11 protein-coding genes are annotated in these 11,477 nt (G+C 65.6%); 5 read left to right on the top strand and 6 right to left on the bottom strand.

Annotated features, from left to right (window positions below):
- From VGH85_03855 to VGH85_03835, 5 genes are all read right to left on the bottom strand, one after another.
- Positions 1-2,237 (bottom strand): arylsulfatase (locus tag VGH85_03855; GenBank protein HEY2172926.1); only part of this gene is annotated, 2,237 nt, incomplete at its 3' end.
- A gap of 117 nt (positions 2,238-2,354) precedes the next feature.
- Entirely contained in the window at positions 2,355-2,846 is a 492-nt protein-coding gene (locus tag VGH85_03850; protein HEY2172925.1) for a hypothetical protein, read from the bottom strand.
- A gap of 67 nt (positions 2,847-2,913) precedes the next feature.
- Positions 2,914-3,591: a hypothetical protein gene (locus tag VGH85_03845; GenBank protein HEY2172924.1), complete on the bottom strand. Its 678-nt coding sequence runs from the start codon at positions 3,589-3,591 to the stop codon at positions 2,914-2,916.
- A 27-nt stretch (positions 3,592-3,618) separates the two neighbouring features.
- On the bottom strand, positions 3,619-4,731 hold the full coding sequence (locus VGH85_03840; GenBank protein ID HEY2172923.1) for an Ldh family oxidoreductase: 1,113 nt from the start codon (positions 4,729-4,731) through the stop codon (positions 3,619-3,621).
- Positions 4,728-5,405, bottom strand: coding sequence for a GntR family transcriptional regulator (locus VGH85_03835; GenBank protein ID HEY2172922.1), 678 nt, complete (start codon positions 5,403-5,405; stop codon positions 4,728-4,730). The genes VGH85_03840 and VGH85_03835 overlap by 4 nt, the downstream gene beginning before the upstream one ends.
- Positions 5,406-5,661: 256 nt before the next feature.
- Here VGH85_03835 and VGH85_03830 point away from each other — a divergent pair, with 256 nt between their 5' ends.
- From VGH85_03830 to VGH85_03810, 5 genes are all read left to right on the top strand, one after another.
- Positions 5,662-6,993, top strand: a complete 1,332-nt coding sequence (locus VGH85_03830) for an extracellular solute-binding protein (GenBank protein HEY2172921.1) — start codon at positions 5,662-5,664, stop codon at positions 6,991-6,993.
- 181 nt (positions 6,994-7,174) lie between these two features.
- Positions 7,175-7,846 carry an RraA family protein gene (locus tag VGH85_03825; protein HEY2172920.1) on the top strand — a complete coding sequence of 224 codons (672 nt, stop codon included), beginning with the start codon at positions 7,175-7,177 and terminating at the stop codon, positions 7,844-7,846.
- A 144-nt stretch (positions 7,847-7,990) separates the two neighbouring features.
- Positions 7,991-8,944, top strand: coding sequence for a sugar ABC transporter permease (locus VGH85_03820; GenBank protein ID HEY2172919.1), 954 nt, complete (start codon positions 7,991-7,993; stop codon positions 8,942-8,944).
- A 73-nt stretch (positions 8,945-9,017) separates the two neighbouring features.
- Positions 9,018-9,830, top strand: coding sequence for a carbohydrate ABC transporter permease (locus VGH85_03815; GenBank protein HEY2172918.1), 813 nt, complete (start codon positions 9,018-9,020; stop codon positions 9,828-9,830).
- Between the two features lie 20 nt (positions 9,831-9,850).
- Positions 9,851-10,816 (top strand): aldo/keto reductase, encoded by a 966-nt coding sequence (locus tag VGH85_03810; GenBank protein HEY2172917.1) that lies wholly within the window; start codon positions 9,851-9,853, stop codon positions 10,814-10,816.
- Positions 10,817-10,829: 13 nt separating this feature from the next.
- Here VGH85_03810 and VGH85_03805 read toward each other — a convergent pair.
- On the bottom strand, positions 10,830-11,477 hold a 648-nt coding region (locus tag VGH85_03805; protein HEY2172916.1), incomplete at its 5' end, for a hypothetical protein.

Raw genomic sequence — 11,477 nt, 5'->3', positions numbered from 1 at the left:
TCCGGGTCGACGGCCAGGTTGGGGTTGGCGCCGCAGGTCACGCCGCCGGGGTTGAAGAGCACCGGCGTGGTGATGTCGAACTGGGTCGCCCCGACCAGCTTCTTGTCCACGTAGAGCTGCGCCAGTCCCGGAGAACCCTTGCCGTTCATCACGTCCGGCTGCCCGGTCGGCTCGAATTCGAACCGCAGCTCGTGCCGGCCGGCCGGGACCGGGTCGGCCGACGAGACGCGGTAGACCGCCCGACGCACGTAGTTGTGCGAGTAGCGCAGCTTGCCGTCCTTGATGAAGAACGAGTAGCCACCCACGCCCGAACCCTGGCAAACCAGCACACCCTCGGCCCCGCCCTCGGGGATCTCCACATCCGCGGTGATGGCGTGCTTGCGGTTGAGGACCTTCGGTGACGCGGCCGGCGGGATCGTCTGCGTCTCCGGCCGAAGCGTGTACGACGTCCGGTCCTCGGAGATCGCCGGGCGTTCGGTCATGATCCGGGTGATGGCGCTGCCGTCGATCGGCAGCACGTTGTAGCGACCGGCCTCGACGTACCACTGCGCGATCATCGAGATCAGGATGTCGTGATGCTCCTCGGCCACGTTGTGGTTTTCGGTCGGGTCTTCCGCGACGTGGTAGAGCTCCCAGTGCTTCTCGTCCAACTCGGTCAGTACGTCGCCGCTGATCGGTTCGCCGAAGCCTTTGTCGGCCTCGGCGAACGACGGACCCGGCCACGGGCAGACCGCGCGCCAGCCGTCGTGGTCGATCGACCGGTGACCGAACATCTCGAAGTACTGCGTGCCGTGGCGGCTGTCCGCGTCCTTGTCGTCGAAGCTGTAGGCGAGGCTCACGCCGTGGATCGGTGACTGGGCCACCCCGCGGATCGCTGCCGGGGGCTCGAGGTCGAGGGCGTCGAGCACGGTCGGGACCATGTCGATGATGTGGGCGTACTGCGTCCGGATCTCGCCCCGGGCCTTGATTCCCTTGGGCCAGTGCACGATGAACGGGTCGCTCGTGCCGCCCCGGTAGGTCTCCCGCTTCCAGCGGCGGAACGGCGTGTTGCCCGCCCAGGTCCATCCCCATGGATAGTGGTTGAACGTCGTCGGCCCGCCGAGTTCGTCGATCGCCGCAAGGCTGTCCGCGAGCGGCTCCTCGGCCTTGTTGAAGAACTGCAGTTCGTTGGTGGTGCCGGTCACGCCGCCCTCGGCGCTGGCGCCGTTGTCGGACACCAGCATGATCAGGGTGTTCTCGAATTCACCGGCCTCTTTGAGGAAGTCGAGGACCCGGCCGATGTGATGGTCGGTGTGCGACAGGAAGCCGGCGAAGACCTCCATCATGCGGGCCGAGAGTCGACGGCTGTCGTCGGAGAGCGAGTTCCACTCGGGTACGTCGGGGTCGTGCCGGGACAGCTCGGCGTCGGCCGGCATGATGCCGAGCTCCTTCTGGCGTGCGAGCACCTTCTCGCGGTAAGCATCCCAACCGTCGTCGAACTTGCCGCGGTAACGCTCGATCCATTCCTTCGGGACGTGGTGCGGCGCATGCGTCGCACCCGTGCAGTAGTGCATGTAGAACGGCTTGTTGGGGGCGACCTGCTTGGCGTCGGCGATGAAGTCGATGGCCTTGTCGGCGAGGTCCGGGTTGAGGTGGTAGCCCTCCTCGGGGGTCGCGGGAGGGTCGACCTGGTGATTGTCTGCGACCAGATCGGGATACCACTGGCTGGTGTCGCCGCCGAGGAAGCCGTAGTAGCGCTCGAAGCCGCGGCCCAGCGGCCAGCGGTCGTAGGGTCCGGCTGCGGACTCGAACTCCGAGGGCAGCAGGTGGTATTTGCCGATCATGTAGGTGCTGTAACCGTGCTGGAGCAGCATCTCGGAGAGGAACCCGTTCTCGAACGGGATGCTGCCGTTGTAGCCGGGGAACCCCGTCGCGAGCTCGTTGACCGACGCCATCGCGTTGGCGTGGTGATTTCGGCCGGTGATGATGCACGACCGGGAAGGGGAGCACAACGCGGTCGTGTGCATGTTGGTGTAGAGCAGACCGCCGGCCGCGAGGGAATCCAGGTTCGGTGTCGCGATCGGACTGCCGTAGCAGCCGAGCTGCCCGTAGCCGAGGTCGTCGAGCACGATGAACAGCACGTTCGGCGAGCCCGACCGGGCGCGCAACGGCCTCGGCCACGCCGGGCTCGACACGTCGGTGGTCCGCCCGATCACGCCCGGGAACGTCGTACCAGGCTGGTATTCCTTGAGCGCCATCGTGCCCTCCCGCGACTGTCCGACCGGCCTCCTGCAGAGTCGCGACAGCCGTCCCGGGGGTCATCACCCTGTACGGGTGAACCAGGCGCCCCCGGGGCAAAACCGGCTAATCCGCGACTAACGGGCGCTGCGGAGAGCGCGGCCGACCCGAGTGGCCAGCGTGTCCGGCACCGGCCAGATACCGAGGTGGCCGTGCGCCGGGATCGCGTGGGCGAACATGCGCGGGTTTTCCAGTTCCCAGTGCCACAGCGTGCCGCCCGGCGGCGGAGCCTCACCCCACGGTCGGCAGCATCCCGATGCCTGGTGACAACCGACGACGGTGACCGCGCCGATCAGGGCACTTGTCGCGGTACCGACGTACGCGCCTCTGCTGGGGCTGGTGATGGCATTCCAACACGCCGCTGTCCCGCCGAGGGCGTTCCACTGGGACGCGGCTGCCCGGGAGGGGACCTGGGCATGCGGCGCCGGCGACTGACTCGCCTGGATGATGAGCAGCCCGCGATGATGGGTCGCTCGACTGCGGTTCTCCACCGGCTTGCCGCCTTGCAGGATCGACCACGCCCACGGTTGCTTGACCGAGAGCGCGCGCATCCTGCCGTGGTCGGCCATACCTCTCATGGTCGACCGACCCTGCTGCACAGGTCGGTGAATACCGGAATCAGTGCGTCAGCCGGCGCTAGACATCTGTCGGGCTCATTGTGAGCGCATGCTCGAGCCAGGATCTGTCCCAGACGCCGTTCGCGATGTCCTTGCGCTCGAGCGCCTCGGCGTGGCCCTTGGCCTCGGCGAGCGTGACGATCTCGTCCAGCCGAGCCCGGGGGATGACCGCGACGCCGTCCTCGTCCGCGACGATGATGTCGCCGTTTGCGACGGGGACGCCGCCGATGGACACGGCTCCGCGGATCTCTCCGGGACCGTCCTTGTAGGGGCCGAGGTGCGTCACACCGGTGGCGAAGGTGGGAGGCGCGTATTGGCGGAGCTCGGAGAGGTCGCGCACGGCGCCGTCCACCACGAGCGCGGCGACGCCGCGGGTCGACGCGTAGTGGGCGAGTAGTCCACCGAGAATCGACCGATCGTTCGCTCCGCCTGCAGCGACGACCAGGACATCTCCCCGGACAGCCAGGTCCATCGCCTTGTGTACGACGAGATTGTCACCAGACCGCGTCCGGACGGTGAGCGCCGGTCCGACGACGACCTCCCCGTCGGCGAGTCCGGCGACCGGAGTGATACCAGGCGCCCCCGCCCAGCGACCGAACACGTCGGAGACCAGCGACGTCGACAGCGCCCGTAGCCGGTCCAGCAGGTTGGCGTCGGGCGGCGGGGTCTCAGGATGGATCGGGCAGGGGACGGGCATCAGAAAATTCCTTCCTCGATACGGGGATTAGCGGGGCGGAAGGGTCGATGACATCGGCAGGCCGGCGACGCCGAGCTCGCCGGCAAGCGCCTGCAAGTCCTGAATCACCGTCTCCGAGATCATCACCCCCTCCTGTTCGGACACGGATCTGGCTGCATCCTCGATCTCACCGGGCACCGAGACCCGGGTGAATCCCTCGGCCGCCGGTAGCCCGTGCACCTGCTCGGTGAAGAGCTTCACGTGGGCGAGAAACTTCGTACGACCGAGGAATGAATCCGGGTCGATGGCGATGAACAGGTGGCTCACCTGCTGAGGGCGGGACCAGTCGTCATACATGTCGCCCACGAGGGCGCCGGTGACGCCGGCCATGAGTCCCCCGCACAGCAGCTCGATCATCATGGCGAGGCCTGAGCCCTTGGGGCCGGCGAAGGGGAGGACTGCACCGCGCAAGGCTGCCTGGGTGTCGGTGGTCGGGCGGCCCTCCACATCGACGGCCCAACCGGGTGGGATCGGCTGCGCGAGCTGGTCGGCAAGGATGATCTTTCCCCGTGCCGTCGCGCTTGTCGCCATGTCCAGGATCAGCGGCGGCCCACCGTCGCTCGGGATCCCGATCGCGAGCGGATTCGTACCGACGGCACGGGTGCGACCGCCGTGGTAGGCCATGGTGGGTGGTGCGTTGGACATCGCCAGCGCGACAAGACTGCGTTCGGTGGCGCGGCGTAGGTAGAAGGCGAGCGTCCCGCAGTGGTTGGAGTTCCTTACGCCGACCGCGCAGACCGCGCCGGTCTCCGCTCGCGCGATGGCAAGGTCGATCCCGGCCCGAGCTCCGACGTGGCCGATCGCATTGCGTGCATCGAGGAGGACGCTGCTGGGCGTCTCCTTCACGATCCGGGGAACGGCGGTTGCATCGAGGAGACCCGCGCGGAGTCGCTGGACATATATCCGCGTCCGCTGCACGCCGTGCGACCCGATGCCCCGGGCCTCGGCATCGGACAACGAGTCGGCGACCAGATCGGCGGTGGCTGGGTCAAGACCGGCTGCCTGCAGCAACGTCGCGCAGAAGCGGCGCAGGGTGTCCAGCGGAATCGCGCGGCCCGGCGGCGACGCGACAGATGCGGGGCTCGACGCGGTATCGGTCATGAGCGCTCCGTTCGCCGGTGCACGCGGTCGAGCATGAGCTGCTCGCCCATGTCGAGGTGATGGACGAGTTCGGCCCGTGCCCTGGCGAAGTCTCGATCGGCGACGGCCGAGCTGATGGCCAGGTGTTCGTCGAGGTTCGCGTCGACCCGGCCGACAGAGGTGGTGGACAGGAAGTGCCTGCCGCGGTCGATCTGATCCTCGATGACGCCGTAGAACCGGGTGAGCCGATCGTTTCCGCTGCAGGAGACGATGCGCTTGTGGAAGGCATGGTCACAGACGAAGTACTCGTCGAACTTGCTCTCCGGCACCGGATGGCTGAACTCGCCGAAGAATGTGGCCAGCTCGTCGACCGCTCCGTCGTCGCCGTCGCGTTCCAACTTGTCGATACCCAGGGGCTCCAGGGCGCGCCGGAGCTCGAAGAGCTCCCGGATGTCTTGTTCGGTGAAGGCGGCCACGGTCCAGCCACTGCGACCCTGCGACGTCACCAGGGCGCCGTGCTCGAGCCGGTACAGCGCCTCGCGGACCGGCGTCCGGCTCACCCCGAGCGTCTGGGCGAGGACCCGGTCACGTAACGGTTGGCCAGGAGCCAGCTCACCGCTGATGATCGCCTGCCGGATGGAGTTGAACGTCCGGTCGCCGAGTTGGACCGACTCGATCGGCTGCAACGCGCTCATGGGACCTCACAAGTTGGTATACCGAATACCTTGACCAGTATTCCACATGCCGCATACCATCGGCCAGCGCAGGATCCACCGCTTTGGGCGACTCGCATACGAGGTGGCGGTTTACGGGGAGCACCCCTGTTGCCGTTGGTTCCGTATCCATCCTCGAGTCGAGCCAGCCGGCCGGCGGTGACGACGAACCTGGGCTCGCCCGTCGAGCCCGGCCCGAGCAGAGGCGCATCGGCAGGTGCGCAGAGGGACGGTCACCATGCCAAGCACGGCATTGGGAGAACACGGAGTCCGGCGCCACCATCGGCCGCCGCCCCGCCCACGGATGAGAAAGGCCCTGCTCTGCGGTGCGGCGGCGATCACGGTCGTCGGGGTGGTGACCGCATGCGCGCCCCGGTCGACCAGCGGGAGCAGTGCTGGAGCATCGACTATCAGCTACTCCTGGTGGGGAGGCAGCGACCGGACCAAACTGCAGGACGGCGTTGTCGCGATGTTCGAAAAGGCACACCCGCAGACAGCGATCAAGCGGACCACGACGAGCGGGACGGACACCTATGTGACCCGGCTCGCCGTCCAGGTGTCCGGTGGGAATCTCCCCGACATGTTCCAGAACCAGGACCGCTTCCTGCGGCAGTTCGCGGGGTCGACCCGTTCGCTCGACTCGTACATCAAGGACGGCACCATCAACGTCTCGAACGTGCCGGCCGAGGTCCTGGCGGCAGGCAAATACAACGGGAAGCAACTGATGGTCGGCACGGCGTTCTCCTTCCGTGGTCTGTTCTACGACAAGAAGATGTTCGCGAATGCCGGTGTTGCAGCACCCGGATTGACCACGACCTGGGATCAGCTGGCCACCAAACTCACCAAGGTGGCCGGGTCGAAGCTCGCGTCCGGCACCTATGCCTCCGCCAACCTCTGCGGCAATGACAGCGCCTTCTATACCTACCTGCGGGGGCGCGGCGACCAGATTTACTCCGGCGATGCACTCGGGTTCGGCAAGTCGGCCATCGAAGCGTGGTTCACGTACTGGAAGAAGCTCCAGTCGGCCAAGGCCGTTCCCCCACCGGACCTTCAGCAGGAGCAGCAGGGCACGACCACCGAGGACCTGATGATCGCCAAGAAGATGGTTGGCCTCGACGTCATCCCCGCCAACCAGTACACGACGATCAAGGGGCTCAACCCGAACATCAGCATGACCAGCATGCCGCGGGGAGCGAAGGGCTCGGGTAACTTCCTGATCGTCAGCGGGCAGTCGATCTCATCCAAGGCGAGCGATCCGAAGGCCGCCGCACAGTTCATCAATTTCTTCCTCAACGACGTCGCGGCCGAAAAGGCGTACAAGGCGGACAACGGGATACCCGCGTCGAACACCGCTCGGAAGGCCGTCGCGAAGATGCTGCACGACCCGCAGTTCGCGCTCTACGACCAGATCAAGAGTGACCTGAAGCCGATGCCCCCACAGCCGCCCGGCAACGGCGCCGTGATCCAGGCGCTCGGTCAGTCCTGCGACGCTGTCGCGTTCAACAAGAGCGACGTCGGGCAAGCGGCGGACCAGTACCTCGCAGCCGCCAAGTCGGCGCTCAGGCAATGACGCAGGACGCGGGCCACGACACCGTACGAGAGGAGCCGACCTATCGATCTCTATCCGGTCAGAGTTGCCACGCACTGACTCACGTGATCTCGATACGAAAAGGGATGGGACAGCAATGACTGACACCGTCATCGAACGGTCTGACACGCGAAGCGGTCTGGAGCGTTACCAAGGACTCCGGGTGACCGATGTCTGCGACGGGATGGACGCGCTCGGCATGCAGGACATGGGCCTGATGTCGCGGGACATCCGGCCGCTGTGGCGGGACACCGACAACTTCAAGCACCGCATCTACGGGACTGCCCACACCGTCCGGTTCGTGCCCACCCAGCGGGCGGTCCCGGATCAGAGTCCGGACGAGTTTTACGCCTGGATGCGGGAGTGGTACGGCACTCTGGCGCAGGGCCCCTTCCGGGACACGATCAAGCGCGGCGACCTGATCGTCATCGACGGCTTCGAGTGCGGGACGGTCGGCTTCGCCGGATCGAACAACACCCTGTCCTGGATCGCAGCCGGCGCAGTCGGCTGCGTGACCAACGGCGGCGCTCGCGACACCGATGAGCTGATCAAGCAGCAGACGCCCGTCTACTGCAAATACATCAACCGCACCATCCGGCCCGGAAGACTCGAGCTGGACTCGACCCAGACGCGCATCAACTGCGGCGGCGCCGTCGTCAACCCCGGCGACGTGGTCGTCGCAGACGGCGACGGCGTGGTCGTCGTACCTGCGGCCAAGGCGCTCGATGTGGCCGAGCAGGCGTGGCGGCACGCGAGCAACGACAAGGACAAGCGGCGGGAGCTCTACGCCAAGCTGGGTATGGCGGAGGACTGGACGGTCACGTCGGACAAGTAGATGTCGGGCATCGGGCCGAGGGGCCGCCGAACGATCACCGAGCCCCCACGGCGCTCGCAGTTGTCGCTCCTGCGGAGGGTTGTTGATGGCGTCTCCGGTCAGTCGACTCGCGGTGCGCCCATACGAAATGGTGGTGAGCGGGCCGTGCTGAAGACCCAAGAACGCGCGGATCCGCCAGCTCGGCAGCTCGATCACCGTCGACGCCGCAGCCTTCGGGCCAAGAAGGAGCAGCGCGCAGCGTATCTGTTCCTTCTCCCGTGGTTCGTCGGCCTCGCGGTGATCACCCTCGGCCCGATGATTGCCTCTTTGTACCTCTCGTTCACCGATTTCAACGTGACGCAGGCGCCCCGCTGGATCGGTATCCAGAACTACGTCCAGATGTTCACGACGGACCCGCGGTATTGGAAGTCCGTCGAGGTGACGCTGACCTACGTGCTGGTCTCCGTGCCGTTGCACCTGATCTTCGCCCTCGGATTCGCGCTGCTGCTCAACCAGGGCTTACGGGGGCTGGCGTTCTACCGGTCGCTGTACTACCTGCCATCCCTGATGGGCACCAGCGTCGCCATCGCGATCCTGTGGCGGCAGGTATTCGGCGCGAGCGGGCTGCTCAACGACTTCCTCGGCATCTTCGGAATCCACGGTCACAGCTGGATAGGCGACACCGGAAGCGCCATCTACACCCTGATCGCCCTGAACATCTGGACGTTCGGGTCGGCGATGGTCATCTTCCTCGCCGGGCTACGCCAGATCCCCGCCGACCTCTACGAGGCTGCGCTCGTCGACGGCGCAGTGTGGCGACAGCGCTTCTTCCACATCACCATCCCACTCCTGACACCGATCATCCTGTTCAACGGCATCTTGAACATCATTTCGGCATTCCAGGCGTTCACGTCGTCGTACGTGGTCAGCAACGGCACCGGCGGCCCGGCTGACTCGACGCTGTTCTACACCCTCTACCTCTATCAACAGGGGTTCACCCAGTTCCACATGGGCTACGCCTCGGCCATGGCATGGGTGCTGCTCGTCGTCGTCGGCGTATGCACGGGACTGATCTTCGCCACGTCCAGTCGCTGGGTCTTCTACTACGGGAACAAGTGACGCCATGAGTACCGCTTCTCTCCTTCGGGTGCCGAGGAACCGCACCCGCCGACACCGCCCGGTCACGCGTCACATGCTTGCCCACATCGGCCTGATACTCGGCTTGATCATCATGCTCTACCCGTTGCTGTGGCTCCTCAGTGCATCTCTGCGTCCGGCCAACGAGATCTTCACGGCAAAGGGGCTGTGGCCCGGGACCTTCCGTTGGTCGAACTACACCGACGGGTGGTACATCTTCTCCGATGTTACCTTCGGAACATTCTTCGCCAACTCGTTCCTGATCGCGATCGGCGCCATCGTTGGAAATCTTCTCTCGTGCTCAATGGCCGCATACGCGTTTGCGCGTCTGCAGTTCAGGTTCAAGGGGGTGCTGTTTGCGCTCATGCTCGGCACGATCATGCTGCCTTACCACGTGCTCGTCGTGCCGCAATACATTGCGTTCCTTCACCTCGGGTGGATCAACACCTTCTATCCGCTGATCGTCCCCAAGTTCCTCGCCACCGACTCGTTCTTCATCTTCTTGATGGTGCAGTTCATCCGCGGGATCCCGCGTGAGATGGATGAGGCCTCGGAGATCGACGGTGCGGGCTTCTTTCAGATTTATCGCAGAATCATGCTTCCCCTGATGCTGCCGGCGCTCGCGACCACTGCGATATTCACCTTCATCTTCACCTGGAATGACTTCTTCACCCCGTTGCTCTACCTGACCGGGACCGAACACTGGACAGTTCCCCTCGGCCTCCGTTCGTTCCTGGATATCGAGGCGAAGTCGTCCTACGGACCGATGTTTGCGATGTCGGTCGCGTCGCTCGGACCGATCTTCGGCTTCTTCCTGGCGTCGCAGCGGCTACTGGTTCGCGGAATCGCGACGACCGGCCTCAAATGACCCGAAGGACGATCAACGGCATGGACGCATCCGAAGCCGGACGGCTCGACATCGGCACCACCGTGCTCGGTGCGATGACTTTCGGTAGCCAGGTGGATCAGCACCGGGCTGAAGAGATGATCGCTCTTGCGCGGGATGCCGGCGTACGGATGTTCGACACCTCCAACAACTACAACGGCGGTCTGTCCGAGGAGATCCTCGGGCGAGCGGTGGCGAAGTTCCGCGACGAGGTGCTGATTTCGACGAAGGTGGGCAGCAGCGTCGATCAAGGGAACGACTCGATGGTCGGGCTGTCCCGCCGCTCGATCGAGGGGTCGGTCGAGGCCAGCCTCCGGCGGCTCGGCACGGACTACATCGACGTGTACTTCTTCCATCGTCCCGACCGAGCGACTTCGATCGACGAGAGCCTCGAGGCGATCGACGGACTGGTCGCCTCTGGAAAGGTCCGGTACGTCGGACAGTCCAACTTCGCCGCCTGGCAGGTCGCGGAGCTGCGCCATATTGCAGGGAGCAGGGGCTGGCCGAAGGTCGAGATCTGCCAGGTCATGTACAACCTGCTGGCCCGACGCGTGGAGCATGAGTACGTCGAGTTCTCGGACCACTACGGCCTGACCAACATCGCCTACAACCCCCTGGCGGGTGGGTTGCTGACGGGCAAGCACCGGCGGGACGACCGTCCGCGGAGTGGCACCCGCTTCGACAAGGAGATGTATCGCGCGAGATATTGGAACGCCGCACAGTTCGACGCCGTCGATGAGTTGTCGCGGATCGCGGACGGGATGAGTGTGGATCTGGTCGAGCTTGCACTTCGTTGGCTGAGGGATCAGCGATTGACCGATGCCATCCTGATCGGGGCATCGTCGCCGGAGCAGTTGCGGTCGAACCTGGCGGCACTGCAGGGCCCGAAGTTGAGTGATGCGGTCATCGAAGAGTGCGACAAAGTCTGGGCCCGCTTGGATGGTGCCGCACCGGACTACAACCGCTGACGGTCGATGCTCGTCACGTGGGCAAGGCGGGCTTGCGGTGCATGCGGTAGTGCAGGACGAGGAACGGGAAGCCGAAGACCCAGAACGCGTGTTCGGCACGCAGCTCGTCGTCCTCGATAAAGACGTTGAGCTGCTCGGCGAACCCGTGCACGGCCAACGCCGTGAGGTCCCTGGTCTCCGGGTCGATGTAGGTCAGGTAGTGGCCCGGCTGGTCGAGGTCGCTGCGGCTGTCGAGCACGAGACCGCCGCCGGGCCGGTTGTGCGGCTGCAGCGTGGCGGTGAAGCTGGCCTGCGGGAGCGGAAACCCGACGCTGACGTAGCCGCGGCCCTCGTGACGATACGTCGTGTAGATGCCGACGTAGATGGGCTCGTCGTTGTCGGCGAAGGACCGGATCCAGCTGCGGATGGCCACCACGTCGTCGTCCGTCGGGGTGATCGTGTCGATCCGGCTGTTGACTCCCCGCTGGGCCTCGCGCTGGTTCATCGGCACGTTGGCCTGCCCGAGCGGGCGGGCGACCAACGTCCGGTAGAGCAGGTAGCCGGGGCGTACCCACAGCCGCCATTCGGGGACGATGTCGAGGGTGAAGCGGGTGGTGTGCTCGTAGAACTCCCGCACCCGCGGGTCGACGGCCGCCGGGTCGAAGTCCGGTCCCGCGAGCTC

Source organism: Mycobacteriales bacterium, assembly GCA_036497565.1.
Lineage (GTDB): Bacteria > Actinomycetota > Actinomycetes > Mycobacteriales > QHCD01 > DASXJE01.
Note: the sequence above shows the minus strand (reverse complement) of the source record. Positions and strands in the feature narration are given on the sequence as shown.